The sequence below is a fragment of the Bradyrhizobium sp. NBAIM03 genome (genome assembly GCF_020194055.1).
Taxonomy (GTDB): domain Bacteria; phylum Pseudomonadota; class Alphaproteobacteria; order Rhizobiales; family Xanthobacteraceae; genus Bradyrhizobium; species Bradyrhizobium yuanmingense.
The window spans coordinates 1-17995 of sequence record NZ_JADYVS010000037.1; the positions used below are offsets into that span (position 1 = coordinate 1).

General features: G+C 65.3%; 16 protein-coding genes. 3 read left to right on the plus strand and 13 right to left on the minus strand.

The genetic code is table 11. The features are described 5' to 3' along the window. Positions 1–109 precede the first annotated feature (109 nt). Both I6F21_RS34135 and dmeF read right to left on the minus strand, forming a co-directional pair. Entirely contained in the window at positions 110–1942 is a 1833-nt protein-coding gene (locus I6F21_RS34135) for a tetratricopeptide repeat protein (RefSeq protein WP_225125120.1), read from the minus strand. A 288-nt stretch (positions 1943–2230) separates the two neighbouring features. Next, positions 2231–3190 (minus strand): CDF family Co(II)/Ni(II) efflux transporter DmeF, encoded by a 960-nt coding sequence (gene dmeF, locus I6F21_RS34140; RefSeq protein ID WP_225113875.1) that lies wholly within the window; start codon positions 3188–3190, stop codon positions 2231–2233. A 194-nt stretch (positions 3191–3384) separates the two neighbouring features. On the opposite strand from dmeF, the gene I6F21_RS34145 reads away from it, so the two are divergent. The 3 genes from I6F21_RS34145 to I6F21_RS34155 all read left to right on the plus strand — a co-directional run bounded on the left by I6F21_RS34145 (position 3385) and on the right by I6F21_RS34155 (position 5939). Beyond that, complete coding sequence (locus tag I6F21_RS34145; protein ID WP_057029754.1) at positions 3385–4203, plus strand: chromate resistance protein ChrB domain-containing protein; 819 nt, start codon at positions 3385–3387, stop codon at positions 4201–4203. Then, positions 4203–5585, plus strand: coding sequence for a chromate efflux transporter (chrA, locus tag I6F21_RS34150; protein WP_036014994.1), 1383 nt, complete (start codon positions 4203–4205; stop codon positions 5583–5585). The genes I6F21_RS34145 and chrA overlap by 1 nt, the downstream gene beginning before the upstream one ends. A 90-nt stretch (positions 5586–5675) precedes the next feature. After that, positions 5676–5939, plus strand: a complete 264-nt coding sequence (locus I6F21_RS34155) for a hypothetical protein (protein WP_146207726.1) — start codon at positions 5676–5678, stop codon at positions 5937–5939. A 629-nt stretch (positions 5940–6568) separates the two neighbouring features. Here the strand turns inward: I6F21_RS34155 and I6F21_RS34160 are convergent. The 11 genes from I6F21_RS34160 to I6F21_RS34210 form a co-directional block, all read right to left on the minus strand. Beyond that, positions 6569–8113 (minus strand): GMC family oxidoreductase N-terminal domain-containing protein, encoded by a 1545-nt coding sequence (locus tag I6F21_RS34160; protein ID WP_225140102.1) that lies wholly within the window; start codon positions 8111–8113, stop codon positions 6569–6571. Positions 8114–8117: 4 nt separating this feature from the next. Beyond that, the gene (locus tag I6F21_RS34165) at positions 8118–9668 is read right to left on the minus strand and encodes an ABC transporter substrate-binding protein (RefSeq protein ID WP_036025509.1); all 1551 of its coding nucleotides are present in this window, start codon (positions 9666–9668) and stop codon (positions 8118–8120) included. A gap of 403 nt (positions 9669–10071) precedes the next feature. Next, positions 10072–12330 carry a DNA topoisomerase IV subunit A gene (gene parC / locus I6F21_RS34170; RefSeq protein ID WP_036015009.1) on the minus strand — a complete coding sequence of 753 codons (2259 nt, stop codon included), beginning with the start codon at positions 12328–12330 and terminating at the stop codon, positions 10072–10074. A 64-nt stretch (positions 12331–12394) separates the two neighbouring features. Next, positions 12395–12679: a hypothetical protein gene (locus I6F21_RS34175; RefSeq protein WP_036015015.1), complete on the minus strand. Its 285-nt coding sequence runs from the start codon at positions 12677–12679 to the stop codon at positions 12395–12397. Between the two features lie 102 nt (positions 12680–12781). Next, positions 12782–13534: a DNA repair protein RecO gene (gene recO / locus I6F21_RS34180; RefSeq protein WP_225140103.1), complete on the minus strand. Its 753-nt coding sequence runs from the start codon at positions 13532–13534 to the stop codon at positions 12782–12784. Between the two features lie 120 nt (positions 13535–13654). Beyond that, the gene (locus tag I6F21_RS34185; protein WP_036015023.1) at positions 13655–14035 is read right to left on the minus strand and encodes a hypothetical protein; all 381 of its coding nucleotides are present in this window, start codon (positions 14033–14035) and stop codon (positions 13655–13657) included. Between the two features lie 21 nt (positions 14036–14056). Continuing rightward, positions 14057–14983 carry a GTPase Era gene (era, locus tag I6F21_RS34190; RefSeq protein ID WP_036039210.1) on the minus strand — a complete coding sequence of 309 codons (927 nt, stop codon included), beginning with the start codon at positions 14981–14983 and terminating at the stop codon, positions 14057–14059. Beyond that, complete coding sequence (gene rnc, locus I6F21_RS34195; RefSeq protein ID WP_109143526.1) at positions 14973–15794, minus strand: ribonuclease III; 822 nt, start codon at positions 15792–15794, stop codon at positions 14973–14975. The genes era and rnc overlap by 11 nt, the downstream gene beginning before the upstream one ends. Next, positions 15791–16555 (minus strand): signal peptidase I, encoded by a 765-nt coding sequence (gene lepB / locus I6F21_RS34200; RefSeq protein ID WP_036015031.1) that lies wholly within the window; start codon positions 16553–16555, stop codon positions 15791–15793. Before lepB ends, rnc begins: the two co-directional genes overlap by 4 nt. A gap of 249 nt (positions 16556–16804) precedes the next feature. Beyond that, positions 16805–17224 carry a holo-ACP synthase gene (gene acpS, locus I6F21_RS34205; RefSeq protein WP_025036721.1) on the minus strand — a complete coding sequence of 140 codons (420 nt, stop codon included), beginning with the start codon at positions 17222–17224 and terminating at the stop codon, positions 16805–16807. Further along, entirely contained in the window at positions 17221–17973 is a 753-nt protein-coding gene (locus tag I6F21_RS34210) for a pyridoxine 5'-phosphate synthase (RefSeq protein ID WP_225140104.1), read from the minus strand. Before I6F21_RS34210 ends, acpS begins: the two co-directional genes overlap by 4 nt. Between the last annotated feature and the right edge of the window lie 22 nt (positions 17974–17995).

Here is a 17995-nt window from a genome sequence, read left to right on the forward strand (position 1 = left end):
CCCCTGCGCCGCCGGCTCCGCCAGCACCACCTGCACCGCCTGCTCCTCCCGCCCCGCCTAGTTGAGCCATTGCCTGCCTCCTTATGAAAACAAGTCGGTATGAGGTTAGTCAGCCTGTCGTCGGTAGTCCTGCCACTTCGAGGCAGCGAGCCCAGTGCCTGCCTGTTTCGAGATTCGCATTGGGGAGGCGCCCGATGTATCGATCTAGGGTCAAATGCGGCTCGAGCTCGCGCATCTTGCCCAAGGCTTCGCGGGCCTCCGCGACCCGTCCTTGCGAAACGAGTGCGATAGCGAGGACCCGCCACGTAGACGGATGCATGCGATTGAGAATGAGAGATGAGCGCGCGAGCTCTTCCGCCTCGTCGTATCGATGCGCCGATAGAAGCGCCGTGGCGCCCAGGGACTCGAAATAATACCGCTGCGGATCGAGCGGGGAGAGTTTCAGAGCGCGCCGCGTTGCGTCCACGGCTGCCTCGCCGTCGCCTTTGAAGGCGTCGACGGTGCCCCGGTAGAGCCAGCCCAACGCGTGGCTGGGGTTGGCATCGACGGCCTGCTCGCACCGCTTTCGGGCAGCGTCCAGGTCCTTCAACATGTGACAATAGACGAAGCCTTCGGTCGCAAGCGCAAGCGCGTCGGACGGGTCACGGTCGAGCGCCGCGCGAGTGGCGCTCAAGGCCTCGGCGGCCTCGCGTTTGCGGTCCTCGGACCAGCCGCGCGTCATGCGCAGGATGTACCAGTTGGCGAGCCAGGCGCGCGGGGCAGCTATTCGGCCGTGGCGATTGATCAGTTCCTCCAGCACCGTCCGGGTCTGGAGAAACTCCTCCCTGCTCGACCGGTGCATCAGGCGGATGCTGCCAAGCAGCAGCGAGTAGCTTTCTAGCGTCGGTAACGGCTGGGTCAGGATATGCTCGACCTCGGCATCGAAGACCGACAGATGCACTGCAGCGGCGATGCGGTGAGCCAGTTCGCTCTCCGGCTGCAGCAGATCGCCGATATTGCCGCTCAGGCGGTCGGTCCAGACGACTTGATTGGTTCGCGCCGCGGACAGCTCCGCCGTCACCAGAATCCGGTCCGCATCGACCACATAGCTGCCGCTGAGAATGTAGGTGGCACCGAGATGCGCCGATACTTCCGCCACATCGCTGACCCTGCCGCGAAATATGTTGGTCGACAGACGCGAGATCACCTTGAGGTTCGCCGATCTGGAGAGGCACCAGATCACGCTGTCCGCGATCAGGTTACCAACGTCGAGATGCTCCTCCGCGTCCTTGCGCGCGTCGAAGGGGATGACGGCGATCGTCGGCTCCATGGGAGTTCCATAGTCTCGCCGAGCTGCGAGGCTTGGGTGTGGACTGGCCGGACCAACGCGGTAGGCGCGAACCGGCTTGTCAAAGTGCTTGAGGATACAGTCGCCCAAATCTTCGCACAGCGCATCCACTCCGTGCGTCAGCTCGTCGCGCGCCGCAGCGCTGCCAATCGTCTCCCCCGGACTGGCCAGGCTGGCAAGAGCTGTCGCCAGTTGCTCATGCGCGGCCTCGCTGGCGATGGTTTCACCGGGACCGGCAAGAGTTGCGAGCCGGGCTGCGAGGTTGATGCCGGTGCCATAGATGTCAGTGCCGTCACTCCAGGCGGTGGAGGAGTTGATCCCCGCACGAAGCTGGAAGTGTTGATCTTCAGGCCGCCCGGTGTTCTGAACGGCGATACTCCGGTGCATTTCGGCGGCGGCATTGACGGCATCACGCACGGATTCGAAGCGGGCCATGAGCCCGTCTCCGAGGCTCTTCACGAGGCCGCCGCGATAACGCGGCAGAATTTGGCCGGTGGCAAGTTGGACGAAGTCGGTCCATCGACGCACCGCGGACGCCTCATGCTCCCGCATCAGACGCACGGACTCGACGAGGTCGACCAAGAGGACCACGGTGTCCTGCTGCACGAGGCCCATTGCTCGTCTCTCCGAAGCCCGGCCTCCGCTGACCGGGCTCTCAGGTGAATGGCCCTTAAGGCCGGTACTGCTTCACTACCTTGATGTTGACCGGACCTTGCCCGGCAGTTGCGAACTCAGCGCACGCACGTCCTCATCGAGCGCACGTCAATCCATACTGCGCAGCTGGCCGCTCGGTTATGAACCAGATCACGATTTGCGAAACGCCCGGGTGGGTCGCAATCGCGACAACTCAAAATGAAAACGCAAACTTCTTCTCGTCATGCGCGAAGTCACGTTCACTCACCGCTAATGCGGGCAGGTCTCGACCTCGACCGTGACGTGGCTGAGGCCCTTCAGCCCGGCGAGCCGCCGCTTGTAGACGGCCGGCTGCTTCGGCTTGTCCGACACCACCGAGAGCAGCACGGCACAATGGCCGGGGCCGACCTGCCAGAGATGCAGGTCGGTGACGCGATCCTCACCGACCTCCATGCGGGCGCGGATCACCCGCTCCAGCTTCTCGTCGGCGCGCACGTCGAGCAGCACCGCACCCGATGATTTGATCAGGCCGAATGCCCAGCTCGCGATCACGGCGCTGCCGATCAGACCCACCGCCGGGTCGGCCCAGACCCAGCCGGAATACATGGCAAGGCCGAGCGCTGCGATCGCCAGCACCGAGGTTGCGGCATCGGTCATGACATGGACATAGGCCGCGCGGAGGTTGTTGTCGTGCTGATGGTGGTGATGATCGCGCTCGTGGTCATGCTCGGCGTGGTCATCATGCGCATGGCCATGGCCGTGGTGATGATCGTGGCTGTCGCGCAGCAGCCACACGCTGGCGAGATTGACGCCCAAGCCGAGAGCAGCCACGGCCATGGCCTCGCCGTAGACGATCGGCACCGGATTGACCAAGCGCAGCACGCTCTCATAGGCGATCTCGACCGCGATCAGGCCGAGGATGATCGCGCTGGCGAAGGCGGCAAGATCGCCGAACTTGCCGGTGCCGAAGGTGAAATGCGCATTCCCCAGATGCCGCCGCGCGAAGCGATAGGCGAAGGCGGCAATGCCGAGCGCCGCCGCATGGGTGCCCATGTGCCAGCCGTCGGCGAGCAGCGCCATCGAACCGAACAGCGAGCCGGCGACGATCTCGCCGACCATCATGACCAGCGTCAGCACGACCACGAACCAGGTGCGGCGCTCGTTGTCGTCGTGCTTCTCGCCCAGGAAGGCGTGGTCATGGGTCCATTGTTCGATGGAATGGGAATGCATCGAATTCTCCAGAAGATTCAGCTCTGTTGGCCTCCAATATAGACGGCAGGCACCAATTTTCTAAGGACCAATCGTCCCGCGGATTGACAGTGCTTCTTAGTTTCGCTGTAATCTGCGCCATGGGGATTTGAGCGATCTCCCCACGAGGCGACAGGCCCAAGCATCGCGTCCCGTTTGGTTCTCGAGGACGCATCATGTCTACATTCACGACCATCTCATCCGACAAAATGGCACGGCTGATCGGCACGGCGAATGCGCCGGTTCTGATCGATGTGCGCACCGAGCAGGATTTCGCCGCCGACCGGCGGCTGATTCCCGGCTCCATCAAGCTCGGCCACGACAACGTGGCGGACTGGGGCGGCGCCTTCGCCGGCCGCCGCGCCGTAGTCTCCTGCCTCCGCGGCGAGAAGCTCGCGCAAGGCACCGCGGCCTGGTTACGCCAGCTCGGCGCGCAGGCCGAAACGCTGGAGGGCGGCTTCGAGGGCTGGAAGGCGGCCAAGCTGCCGCTGGTCGACGCCCGCAAGCTGCCGCCGCGCGATGCCAAGGGTCGCACCGTCTGGGTGACGCGGGCGCGGCCGAAGGTCGACCGCATCGCCTGCCCGTGGCTGATCCGCCGCTTCGTCGATCCGGGCGCAGTGTTCCTCTATGTCGCGCCGTCCGAGGTGGTCGCCGTCGGCGAGCGGTTCGGCGCAGCGCCCTTCGACATCGAGAACGTGTTCTGGAGCCACCGCGGCGAGCTCTGCACCTTCGACGTGATGATCGAGGAGTTCGGCATCGCGACTCCGCCCCTGCTGCGTCTCGCGACGCTGGTGCGGGGCGCCGACACCGCGCGACCCGACCTCGCGCCGGAGGCGCCCGGCCTGCTCGCGGCCTCGCTCGGGCTGTCGCGCATGTATGACGACGACCTCGAGCAGCTCGAGGCCGGCATGCTGCTCTATGATGCCTTCTACCGCTGGTGCCGCGACGCCACCACCGAGACTCACAACTGGCCGACCAACAAGGTGAAGGCGTAATGGACGTTCGCGCCGATCAAGCGGGAGCTGGTGCCGGTCACGGCATCAGCTTCAACGAAGCTTTTCGCGTCTGGCTCCGTGTCGCCTGCCTGAGCTTTGGCGGCCCCGCGGGCCAGATCGCGGTGATGCACCGCATCCTGGTCGAGGAGAAGAAGTGGATCTCCGAAGGCCGTTTCCTGCACGCACTGAACTATTGCATGCTGCTGCCGGGACCTGAGGCGCAGCAGCTCGCGACCTATGTCGGCTGGCTGATGCATCGCACCGCCGGCGGGCTGATGGCGGGCGGGCTGTTCATCCTGCCCGGCATCATCGCCATCATGGGCCTCAGCTACATCTATGCCGCCTTCGGCAATGTCAGCTTCGTCGAGGCGCTGTTCTTCGGGCTCAAGGCGGCCGTGCTCGCCATCGTCGTCGAGGCGGTAGTGCGCGTCGGCAAGCGCGCGCTGAAGAACCGCATCATGATCGCGCTCGCGGCCGCGGCCTTCGTCGCGATCTTCTTCTTCGCGGTCCCCTTCCCGATCATCATCATCGCCGCCGGCCTCATCGGTTATGCCGGCGCCCGAAGCGGCCGTCCGGAATTCGCGCCGGCCGGTCACGGCCATGGCGGCGGCGCCGCGATCGACAGCATGCTCGGCGAGGCCGTACCGGATCACGTCCGCCCCGACACGGCGCGCGCGATCCGCGTCGGTGCATTGTGGCTGGCGCTTTGGCTGGTGCCGGTGATAGCGCTGCTGATCGCCTTCGGCCAGGCCAACGTATTCAGCCAGATCGCGCTGTTCTTCTCGAAGATGGCGCTGGTCACGTTCGGCGGCGCCTATGCGGTGCTGGCCTATGTCGCCCAGCAGGCGGTCGAGCATTATCATTGGCTCAAGCCGCATGAGATGCTCGACGGTCTCGGCATGGCCGAGACCACGCCGGGCCCGCTGATCATGGTGCTGCAATTCGTGGGCTTCATGGCGGCCTATCGCGACCCTAGCGGCCTGTCGCCGATGCTCGCGGCCACGCTCGGCGGCCTGCTCGCGACCTGGGTCACCTTCACGCCCTGCTTCCTCTGGATCTTCGTCGGCGCGCCCTACATCGAGCGGCTGCGCGGCAACGCGGGCCTCGCCGGCGCGCTCAGCGCGATCACCGCCGCCGTGGTCGGCGTGATACTCAACCTGTCGATTTGGTTCGCGCTGCACATCCTGTTCCGCGAGACCGTGCCGGTGCATGCGTTTCCGCTGAACTTCGACATGCCGGTGCTGAGGAGCGTCGACGTGCCGGCGCTGGTGCTGGCGATCGCGGCGGCCACCGCGATCTTCCGGTTCAAGCTCGGCATGCTGACGGTGCTGGCGGGCAGCTGCGCGGCGGGCGTGGCGTTGCGGATGGCCGGGGTGATCTGATGCCAGGGACGTGACTAATCGTGAGTCCAGGATGAGTTGGAACGCCGCGGCCGAACGCCACCTAGGCAGGGGGCGTTTGGAGAAACAGCGATGCGTTTCCTTCTGGTTTTCAGTTTTCTGATCACCTTGGTCGGCGCTGCCGACGCCGCACAGGCGCGTCATCCACACCGGCGGCACGCGATTGTCCATTCCGGTCAGGGTATGGTCCCGTCCGGTCCAGCTTCGGGCTTCGCCTACGCGCCGCCGCCGGAAACCTCAGCTTATCCTGGCGCCACTGAACCTTATTTCGGCGCTTCTCAAGGTTATGCGCCCGGCGAAAAGGAGCGGTTTCTTCGCAGTTTGTTCAGTCCGTAGGGCCCGTGCCACCCCTAGGCCTTGCGCTGTCGCGGCGAGGGCGTGGGAAAGCTGCTGAGTTGAATCCCGCAGCCTTCCCTTATTCACGTCAATAAGCGCCGACCTTTGTTAGCGTCGGGTTGGATCGTTTGTGCCGCCCGGACGGATGGTCTGAGGACCGCCCTGGCCGGAACCCGCGCCACTGCCGCCGCCGGCGCCTACGCTGGATCCCGTCGAACTGCCGGTACCTGCATCGCCCGCTCCCGTTCCACCCGCCGCGCCGCTCGTTCCGCCGCTGGTTCCTCCGGCCCCGGCGCTAGCGCCCGCACCCGCGCCGCCCGCTCCACCTGCGCCGGCCCCGCCTCCGGCACCTCCGCCCGCCTGCGCATGGGCGAACCCGATCGAGGCGCCGGCAAGCAACGCACACATGGCTACTGAGAAGATTGTCTTTCGCATGGTTCAAACTCCGATTGACGATGACATGCCAATCGAAGCCGCGCGCAAACGTTCCCGATGATATTCGTCGGAGGCTTTCAACATCGCTAGGAACGATGTTGCGCAACGTTCAATTGATTCCAGTCCCGCGGCCACTCGACGTACCCTTCCGCGTAGCGCGCACGACTCATCACATGGCAGATCCTGGCCGCTGGCTATCGCATCATCATCCGCGCGATCGCTTCCCCGATCACCACCGTCGTGAAGTGCGTGTTGGCGCGGCAATCGGACGGCATGATCGAGGCGTCGGCGACGCGAAGGCCGCTGATCCCTTTCACGGTACCATCGGGGTTGACCACGCCATCGGGGTCGTTCCCGCCGCTCATGCGGCAGCTGCCGGCGGCATGCTGGATGTCGCCGGTCTCGCGGCGCAGCACCGAGTCGAGCTCGTGATCGGGCAGGCTGGCGGCCTGCGGCAGCGTCAAATCCGTGTCAGCGAGCCTGATCCAGTCGGCGATGCCTGACAGCGCCGGCTGCGACGTGATGACCGCGAGGCGTTTCACCGCATCGATCATGCGCAGCATGTCGCGCGGATCGGCCAGCATGTTCTCCTCGACGACCGGATCGATTGCAGGATCGGTCGAGGCCAGCTTGAGCGTCCCGCGCGAATAGGCGTTGAACAGCCCCGCGCCGATCGCTCCGGGGTTCCCGATGCCGCGATGATTGAAGGCGATCAGGATCATGTCGCGCTTGCCGCCATTGGCGAGGCCGGAGGAATAGGTCACGCAGCAATTGGTGTGGCGCGTATCCGGATCGGTGGGACGAAGCTCGTCCCGGAGCTGGATCGTGGCGCGAAACAGCGGATGGTCGAAGAAATGGCGGCCGACCGGCAGATCGCGCGTGACAGCAATCCCCATTGCCTTCAACTCCTCGGCCGGCCCGATGCCCGAGCGCAGCAGGATCGCCGGACTGTGGATGGCGCCGGCGCACAGCACGATCTGGCGGGCGCTGATCTCCTGGGTGCCCTGCCCCTCGACATGAACGCGGACACCGGTCGCCCGTCCGTCGCTGATCAGCACGCGATCGACCAGCGCATGCCCGCGGATCTCCAGGTTGGCGCGCCCGCGTGCGGGCTCGAGATAGCCCTCATTGGTGGTGATGCGGCGCAAGTCGCGGCTGTTGATGGGGTAGCACGCAACGCCCTCGCCGTCCGGACCATTGACGTCGGCGCACCAGGGATAGCCGCTCGCAAGTGCCGCATCGCGCAAGCCGCGGTCGATCGGACCCCACTTTTGCAAAGGCGCGCGGTAGACCGGCAGTGGCCCGCCGCGGCCGTGGCCCTCGACATCGCCGAATTCCAGATCGTCCTCGATCACCGAAAACAGCGGCATCACCTCTTTCGCCGACCAGCCGGTGCAGCCATTGGCCGCCCATTCGTCGAACGCATCGGCAACGCCGCGGATCGCGATCTGGCCGTTCATCATCGACGAGCCGCCGAGCCCCTTGCCGCGCCAGTAGAAGCGCGGCTCCTGCCCAGCGACGCGGCGCGTCAGAAGATCGGGCCATTGCCATTTCTCCTGGTACTCGCGCTTGTGGATGATCGGGATCGGATTCGGCGTCCGCACCTCCCAGGGCGCCTCGTCGGCGCGCCAGTCGAGCCCCGCCTCGAGCAGCAGGACGCGCCGTGCGGGATCTTCGGAGAGCCTTGCGGCCACGGCGGCGCCGGCGGAGCCGCCGCCGACAACAATGACATCGTACATCGCGCTACTTCTCAACGTTCCAGAACACCGGGATGGCGGACGGTATCAGACCGCGCAAAGTCGCGCGATAGGCGGCCGGCTGCGCGAACTGGCCCCACGGGATTCCGGGCGCCTGATCGTACATGACGGCCTGGATCTCGCCCGCGATCTTCTTCCGGTCCGCCTCGGCCGGCGCCTTGGCGAAGGCTTCCATCAGAGGGGTGATACGCGCATCGCATTGCCAGCCGGTGAAGTCGGCACAGTTGAAGGCAACCATGACATTGGTCAGCGGCGAGCCGAGGTCGAAGCCGCCGGCGTGGACGCCATAGACGCTCCAGCCCTCCTTCTTGGCGCGGCGCGCCAGCACGCTCGCCCAGTCCATCACCTGCAGATCGACGTTGAAACCTGCAGCCTTCAGCCGCTCGGCGAGCACCTGCGCCGAAACGCGCGGGGCTTCGAGGTCGTTGGCCTGCATCACGACGACGGGCTCGCCGGCATATTTGGTCGCCTTCAGCGCAGCCTTCGCCGCTTCGATCGAGGGCTTTGCGGCGGCTTCCGTGCCGGCCTTGCTCTCGTATGTGGTGCCGCAGGTGAAGTAGGTCGCGCAAGGGGTGGCGTATTTGGCGTCGAGCCCGAGCGCATCCAGCACTTCGCGCTGGTCGACCAGCTTCCACAGCACGCGGCGGATCTCCGGATCATCGAACGGCTTCGAGGCCGCGTTGAGACGGTAGGCGCCGGCGAACATGTTGCCGCCGGTGAAGTTGACGAGCTTGACGCGCGTGTTCTTCTCCAGCTGCGGCAGCAGATCGAACGGCGCGTACTGCATGAAATCGATTTCGCCGGCCTGCAGCGCAGAGGCGGCAGTCGCACCATCGGGAATGACGCGGACCTCGAGCGTGTCGACATTGACGCGCTTGCCGCCGGCCAGGAAGTCCGCGGGCTCGGGACGCGGCACATAGTCGCCGAACTTCTTCAGGATCATGCGGTCGCCGGTGCGGTGGTCGGCCTTGCTGTAGACGAACGGGCCGGAGCCGACGATCTCGGTGGTGCGCTGGTCGCCGGGCGTCCTCGCGATGCGTTCGGGCATCATGAAAGCGACCGGGCTGACGGGATTGCCGAGCGCGTCGATGACGAGGCCGGACGGCTCCTTCAGCGTCAGCACGAAGGTTTTCGCATCGACCGGCTCGAGCGAAGCCGTGATCGCGAAAATGCGGCGGCCGAGTGCGCTGCGGGTGCCCCAGCGACGCAGCGAGGCCACGCAATCGGCTGCCGTGACGGGCTGGCCGTCGTGCCATTTCAGGCCGTCGCGCAGCGTGAACGTATAGGTCAAGCCATCGGGCGAGACTTTCCAGTCCTGCACCATTTGCGGCTTGATGTCGCCCTTGGCATCCTTCGCAAACAGCGTGTCGAACACCATGTAGCCGAACGTGCGCGAAATATAGGCCGTGGAGAAATGCGGATCGAGCGTGACGATCTCCGCCTCGAGCACCGCGACGAGATTGCCCGCCGCATGCGCGGGCGCCGCCACCAGCGCAAGGCCGAACAGCGCGGGAATGAAAGTCTTCAGTTTGAGCATTGGGGTGTTTTTGCCTTTTGACCAGCCGTTTGCGTTCAGCAGGAAAAAAGCAATGTTCGTGCCCACACGTATGCGCTCATAGCTAGCTGCCACGCGTTTGCAGGATGCACATACTTAGAGTTGGAGAGCGAGGCTGGCGCAGCTCGTCATTGCGAGCGCAGCGAAGCAACCCAGAGTCTTTCCGCGGTGGGATTCTGGATTGCTTCGCTGCGCTCGCAATGACGGTGGAGCAGAGAGCACAACACGCGCTGTCGCCGCCCGGCTTGACCGGGCGACCCAGTATTCCAGAGACAGCTGATGGATACGGAGAAGCCGCGGCGTACTGGATGCCCCGCCCCCGTGCGCAATTGCGCACTAGGCGGGGCATGACAGCGTCGTTGCGGCGACAGTTGGGGCCAGTGCCCTACCCGATCACTCGACCGAACTTGTTCGACTTCGGGAAACCCTTCGGCGGCAGGCGGCCGGCGTCGGCGCGCGTGCCCTGCCACTCCGCCAGCTCCTTCATGGTCGCGGAGAATTCGCGTCCTGCGGAATCCTTCCAGGTCAGGCCCGCCTTGGCGTCGAATACCGCAACGTCGGACAGGCCGCCGTCCTTGTATTTCTGCAGGCGCACGCCGCGGCCGCGGGCCATCTCCGGCACCTGGTCGAGCGGGAAGACCAGCATCTTGCGGTTCTCGCCGATGACGGCGACGGTGTCGCCCGTCACCTCGGTGATCGCGCGGGCCTCGTTCGGCATGTCCACGTTGAGGACCTGCTTGCCCTTCTTGGTGGTGCCAACGCAATCGTCCTCGTTGACCACAAAACCCTGGCCCTCGTGGCTGGCGACCAGGAATTTGCGGCCGCCCTTGTTGACGAACAGCGCGACGGGCGCGGCCTCCTGCTCGAGGTCGATGAACAATCGGATCGGCTCGCCATGGCCGCGGCCGCCCGGCAGCTTGGCGACGTCGAGCGAGTAGAACTTGCCGTTGGTGGCGAACAGCAGGAGCTTCGAGGTCGTCTCGGCGAAGAAGGCGAAGCCGAGCTTGTCGTCCTGCTTGAAGGCAAGGCCCGAGAGATCCTCGACATGCCCCTTCATGGTGCGGATCCAGCCCTTGTCGGAGACGACCACCGTCACCGGCTCGCGCTCGACGAAGGCCTCCTCGATCGCGGCGAGATCGTGCTCGGGCGCATCCGCGAAGGTGGTGCGACGCTTGCCGAGCGGTGTCTTCGGTCCGAACATGTCGCGGACCTTGCCAACCTGCTCGCCGACCTTCTTCCACTGCTCGGCTTCCGAGGCGAGCACCGCGTTGATGCCCTTGAGCTCGGCGCGGAGGTTCTTGTCCTCGGTGCGGATCTCCATCTCCTCGAGCTTGCGCAAGGAGCGCAGGCGCATGTTGAGGATGGCTTCCGCCTGCACCTCGGTGAGCTTGAACGCCTTCATCAGCTCAGGCTTCGGCTCGTCCTCGGTGCGGATGATCCTGATCACCTTGTCGATGTTCAGGTATGCGATCAGGAAGCCGCCGAGCACTTCCAGCCGGTGCTCGATCTGCGCCTTGCGGTAGTTGCTGCGGCGGATCAGCACGTCGCGCAGATGGTCGAGCCATTCGCGCAAGCACTCCGCGAGCCCCACGACCTTGGGGATGCGCCCCTTGATCAGGACGTTGAGGTTCAGCGGAATCTTGTTTTCGAGCTCGGTGAGGCGGAACAGCGATTCCATCATCAGCGCCGGATCGACGTTCTTCGACTTCGGCTCGATCACGATGCGGACGTCTTCGGCCGATTCGTCCCTGATGTCGCCGACCAGCGGCAGCTTCTTCTGGTCCAGCAGCTCGGCGACCTTCTCGATCAGACGCGACTTCTGCACCAGGAACGGAATCTCTGTGACGACGACGGCCCAGGTGCCGCGTGCGCCCTCCTCCTGCGTCCACCGCGCTCGGACGCGGAACGAGCCGCGGCCGGTGGTGTAGGCTTCCGCAATCGCCTGCTTGGAATCGACGATGATGCCGCCGGTCGGGAAATCTGGGCCCTTGACCCACTTGAGCAGTGCCTTCGACTTTGCGTCGGGCTTCTCGATCAGGTGCAGCGCGGCATCGCACAGCTCGGCGGCGTTGTGCGGCGGGATCGAGGTCGCCATGCCGACCGCGATGCCCTGCGCGCCGTTGGCGAGCAGGTTCGGGAAGCCGCCCGGCAGCACGATGGGCTCTTTCGACTGGCCGTCGTAGTTGGCGCGGAATTCGACCCCGTCCTCGTCGATGCCCTCGAGCAGAAGCCGCGCGACGTCGGTCATGCGCGCTTCGGTGTAGCGGTAGGCGGCGGGGTTATCGCCGTCGATATTGCCGAAATTGCCCTGACCGTCGACCAGCGGATATCGCGAGGAGAAATCCTGCGCGAGGCGGACCATGGCGTCGTAGATCGCCTGGTCGCCGTGCGGATGGAACGAGCCCATCACGTCGCCGACGATCTTGGCCGACTTCTTGAAGGCCGTGCCGGGGTCGAGCCTGAGCAGGCGCATGCCGTAGAGGATGCGCCGGTGCACCGGCTTCAGGCCGTCGCGCGCGTCCGGCAGCGCACGGTGCATGATGGTGGAGAGGGCATAAGCGAGATAGCGCTCTTCCAGCGCCTCACGCAGCGGCACCTCGTGGATTTCAGCCGGTTCTTCCGGCGGAACGATTCGTTTTCCCATGCCGCCCGGTTAAACCGTGGAAGCGAATCGGGCAAGGATCGAATGGTTCCCTGTGGGCGACGTACTAACCTGCCCAGCCGGCTGTGACGGTCTGGGTTGGGGCTGGACCAGGTGTTTGCGCAGGCGCCGGCGCATTGGTCAGGCAACGGCGGGCGGCCTCGATCTCGGCGTCGGTCGCGCCCCGCGACCGCGCCCATGTCTCTGCAGCGGCAGCGGAATATTTCGCCACATAGTACCGCACCACCGTGCACGAGGCCCGGCGAAACGCCCCGGGCTGCGGCTCGCCAGCCATGGCGTCGGGAGCGAACGCAAGCAGCGTCGCGGACAAGGCGAATCCCCTGATCAACATTTGGGCTGTCCCCCGATGTGGAACCTCAAGCCGCAAGTCCGCGCGGGCCGATTTCGTTCCAGGGAACTGCATGCTGCTGGGCAAGGCTGGGCAGCTATTACGTCATGGCGCCGGGATCGCCGCCCTCGCCTGCTGCCGCATCAGGGCGTTGATGAAGCCGGCTCGCGCATCGGAATGGCCTTGGCCACGCGGCTCCAGCACGTGGCGGAGCAGGAACAGGCCGGTGAGCCGAAAACCGTCCTGGAGATCCTGCTCGGTGAGATCGCCCGCCGTTTCGCCCTGGCGCAGGAACGGCGGCAGCCGCAACAGCCGGTCGCGCCACGGCTCGCCCGCGCTACGCGATACCGCGCCGCCTGATTTCGGCGAGACATAGATCAGGTCCGTGGTCTCGCCGGTCACCGCGCAATTGTCCAGCGCCAGGCCGAAACCCAGCTCGGCGAGCATCGCCAGCTCGAAATGGATCAGGTGCACGGCCGCGCTGCCGATGTCGTCGAAATCGTCGAGCGAATGCTCGAGCAGCGCAAAGATGTCCTCATGCGGATCGCGCTCCGGCAGCAGCCGCGCGACGGAGGCGAGATGGGTGACGCCATAGACGCCGTGGGACGATGCCAGCAGCGTTGCCGCGCGCAGCTTCAATCCCTCGATTGCGTAGGTGCCCAGATGCTCGTCGAGCCGCGCCCGCCACACCGCACTGACGCTGTTCCCCGGCTGCAGCAGCGGCCGCATCCGCGAGCCGGCGCCACCGCGGACGAGGCCGAGATGCCGGCCATGCGCGCGCGTCAACAGCTCGACAATGGCGCTGGACTCGCCATGCCGCCGCACCCCCAGCACGATGCCTTCGTCGGACCATTCCATAGGGGAAGTGTAGCGGATTCCGGCGTTCAATCGTAGGGCGGATTAGCCGAAGGCGTAACCCGCCAATCGCCCGTGCACGTCAAAGGTGGATTACGCTTCGCTAATCCACCCTACGGCGCCTCACGCGTTGAACCAGTCCCGCGCGTCGCCGCTGAAGGAGAAATACAGGCCCATCGTCGTCAGCGCGCAGGAGACGATCTCGATGGCGCTGTCGAGCTCCAGGCCCTTCTCGCCGATGATCTGGCCGAGCGAGATCACCGACAACACGAGGGCCGCCGCCAGCACCCAGCGTGGCCAGTTCTTGCGATGATGCGCGGCCAGCCGGACGAAATAGAGCAGCAGGAGGATCATGCCGCCGGCGAGCAGCGTCCCGGTCATGATCATCTGCTCGGTCACCGCGGCATTGGGCGTGCGGTCCTGCACGGCGATCGAGACGGCGTCCAGCATCAACGATGCATAGAGCAGCGCTTCGAAGCGCTGGACGTTGGTGGGTAGGCTCATCGAATGCCGATCTTTTCTTGGTTATTCTTTTGGGAAGTCCAGGCCCATCTCGCGATAGCGATCGGGATCGTCGCCCCAGTTCTCGCGCACCTTGACGAACAGGAACAGGTGCACCGGCACGTCCAGAATCTGCATCAGCTCTTTCCGCGAGTCGGCGCCGATCGACTTGATGGTGGCGCCGCCCTTGCCGAGCACGATCTTGCGCTGGCTTTCGCGCTCGACGTAGATCGTCTGCTCGATCCGCACAGACTTGTCCTTGCGCTCCTCCCACTTGTCGGTCTCGACCGTGGACTGGTAGGGCAATTCCTGGTGCAGCTTCTGATAGATCTTCTCGCGGGTGATCTCGGCCGCCAGCTGCCGCATCGGCGCGTCCGACATCTGGTCCTCGGGGTAGAGGAACGGACCCGGCGGCACCATGTCCGCGAGCGTCTTGCGGATGTCGTCGACGCCATCGCCCGAGATCGCCGAAATCATGAACGTCCGCACGAAAGTCATGCGCTCGTTGGCCGCCTGCGCCAGCGCCAACAGCTTCTCGCGTTGGACCAGGTCGACCTTGTTGATGACGAGGATCTTGTCGTGATTGACGCTGGCGGCCTTGGCGAGGATCGCCTCCGCCTCCTCGTCGATGCCCGTTTTGGCATCGAGCAGCACGCAGACCAGATCGGCATCATGCGCCCCGCTCCAGGCGGTCGAGACCATGGCGCGGTCGAGCCGGCGCTTGGGCGAGAAGATGCCGGGCGTGTCGACAAGGATAATTTGCGCGTTGTTCTCGATGACGATACCGCGGATCAGCGCGCGCGTGGTTTGCACCTTGCGCGAGACGATCGTGACCTTGGCGCCTACCAGCGCGTTGACCAGCGTCGACTTGCCGACATTCGGCGCGCCGATCAGCGCGACGAAACCGCAGCGCGTCGCGCCGGGTGCCCCGCCGCTTGCTTCAACCGTCATTGCTGCCGCCGACGCCTTCGCGTTCGATCATCACTGAGGCTGCCACTTTCTCTGCCGCGCGCTTGCTGCCGCCGATACCCTCGGCCGGGGCCAGGCCCGGCAGATCGACGGCGACACGGAACTGCGGATCGTGATGCGGGCCAGTGCGCTCGACCTCGCGATAGACAGGCGTCGGCAGTCCCTTGCCTTGCGCCCATTCCTGCAGCACGGTCTTGGGATCGCGCAAGGGCCGGCGCGGCTTGTGCATCCGCTCGGTCCAGTTGCGCTTGACGAATTCGGCTGCCGCCGCATGGCCGCCGTCGAGGTAGATGGCGCCGATCACGGCCTCGCAGATGTCGCCGAGGATGGATTTGCGCAGGCGGGCATCGGCACTGGAGCCGACCGAGCCCAGCTTGATGTCGTCGACGAGACCGAGCGACTTGGCGACGTCCGCGCAGCTCTCCTTGCGCACGAGCTCGGCAAGCCGCTTGGACAGCTCGCCCTCATCGGCGTTCGGGAAGGCGTGATAGAGCATGTCGGAGACGACGAGCCCGAGCACGTGGTCGCCGAGGAATTCCAGCCGCTGATAGCTGTCGCCTCGCTTGCGCCCGGACTTCAGGGCCGAGACATGCGTGATCGCCTGCATCAGCATATTTGGATCGGCGAAGCTGTGGCCGATCCGCGCCTCGAGCGCCGCGTTGGCATTCGTGCCCTTGGCCTTGCTGCTCCGCGGCCGTTTCTTCTTGGCAGGCGCCTTCGCCGCAGCATCGCCCTCGGGAGCGGCTTGCACCTCGGTCGGTTGGATCGCGATGTCCTTGGCTTCGTCTTTCATCGGACGATTTTGAAGAACCGATTCCAGCGCACCGCCCACGGCCAGCGCCAGAGCATCCAGGCGTGCTCGCCTTCAGCGATGGAGAAGAAGATCATCTGGGCGCGGCCGATCAAGTGCTCCTGCGGGACGTAGCCGACCTGGCCGAGAAAGCGGCTATCGGTGGAGTTGTCGCGGTTGTCACCCATCATGAAGAAGTGGCCGGCCGGGACGGTGTAGACGTTGGTGTTGTCCATGTAGCCGTTGTCGGCGCAGTCCAGCGTCTCATAGGACACGCCGTTCGGCAGCGTCTCCTTCCAGCGCTTCACCCGGGAGATGCCGCCGCCTTCCGAGCCGCAAGGGTCCTCGCCGACATATTCGCTCATGCGCTGCCGCTCGACGGGCGTATCGTTGATGTAGAGCAGCCCGTCCCGCATCTGGACACGGTCGCCGGGAAGGCCGATCACGCGCTTGATGTAGTCGGTGGAATCGTCCTTCGGCAGACGAAACACGACGATGTCGCCACGAGCGGGGTCCGAGCCCCAGATCCGTCCCGAGAACAGCGGCGGCGAGAATGGAATCGAGTAATGGCTGTAGCCGTAGGAATATTTCGAGACGAACAGATAGTCGCCGACCAGCAGCGTCGCCTTCATCGAGCCGGACGGGATGTTGAAGGGCTGAAACAGGAAGGTGCGGATCACGAGCGCGATCAGGAGAGCATGAATGACGACTCGGATCGTTTCGCCGACGCCGCTCTCAGTTTTCGTTCCCGAAGTCACGCTCATTGCTCTCTCAATTCCGGCCGGCGATCATAGAGCGCCCTCCTCCCGCGAACGGCCCACCGGTTCGCGGCGCAAGGAGATTGTCCTGATTCTGATAGTGAGGGCCAATTCCGGCGTAAAGCCGAATTCGCCCAGGCTGATTTGCGTTCGCGGACTTTTAGACGGTTGTCGGAGGCCACGCAATCAAGGATCGCATCAAAACTGATTAAGATATTGATTTATAAAGAAAATCACAAAACGCCCGAGCCGCGATCAAGGTTTCGGCAGCGGGACGGCGGAAATGACGACAAAAGCCTGCGCCAGCGGCCAGTCGTCGGTGATCGAAAGGTCGATCCGCGCCTCGAACCCCTCCGGTGTCAGGGCCTGGAGCCGGGCCAGCGCGCCGCCGGTCAGCTGCATGGTCGGCCGCCCGCCCGGCAGGTTGACCACCCCCATGTCGCGCCACCAGACGCCGCGCCTGATGCCGGTGCCGAGTGCCTTGGAGCAGGCCTCCTTGGCGGCGAAGCGCTTGGCGTAGGTCGCCACCACCATCTTCTCGTTCTTGGCGCGCCGTTCCGCCTTGGCACGCTCGGCCGCGGTGAAGATGCGGTCGAGAAAACGCTCGCCGTGGCGCTCGATCACCTTGGCGACGCGGGTGATGTCGATCAGGTCGGAGCCGATGCCGATGATCATGCCCGGCTCCGGCCACGATCCATCGCCGCGCGCATGCTGCGCACGGTCTCGGCCATCCCCACGAACAGCGCCTCGCCGATCATGTAATAGCCGATGTTCAGCTCCATGATTTCGGGCAAGCTCGCGATCTTCTCCGCCGTCGCATAGTCCAGCCCGTGGCCGGCGTGAACCTCGAGTCCCGCGTCCTTCGCCAGCTTCACCCCGGCCACGATCCGCTGCCATTCAGCCTCGGCCTTGTCGGTGTGGCCATCGACGACGGCATCGCACCAGGCACCGGTGTGGATCTCGATCACAGGGGCGCGCAGCCGTGCCGCCATCTCGATCTGGGCGGGATCGGCCGCAATGAACAGCGAGACGCGGATGCCGGCCTCGCTCAGCCGCGCGATATAGGGCGCGAGCGCGCTGCGCTGGCCGACCACGTCCAACCCGCCTTCGGTCGTTACCTCCTGGCGCCGCTCCGGCACCAGGCACACCGCGTGCGGCTTGGTGGCGAGCGAGATCCGCATCATGTCGTCCGTCGCGGCCATCTCGAAATTGAGCGGCTTGGAGATCTCCGCCTTCAGGCGCGCCATGTCCTCGTCGCGGATGTGCCGGCGGTCCTCGCGCAAATGTGCGGTGATGCCGTCGGCGCCGGCCTCGATCGCGAGCAGCGCGGCGCGCACCGGATCGGGATGGCGGCCGCCGCGCGCGTTACGCACGGTTGCGACGTGATCGATATTGACGCCGAGGCGGAGCGGAGGTGCGGGCATTTCAGAACTCGCGAAATCAGAG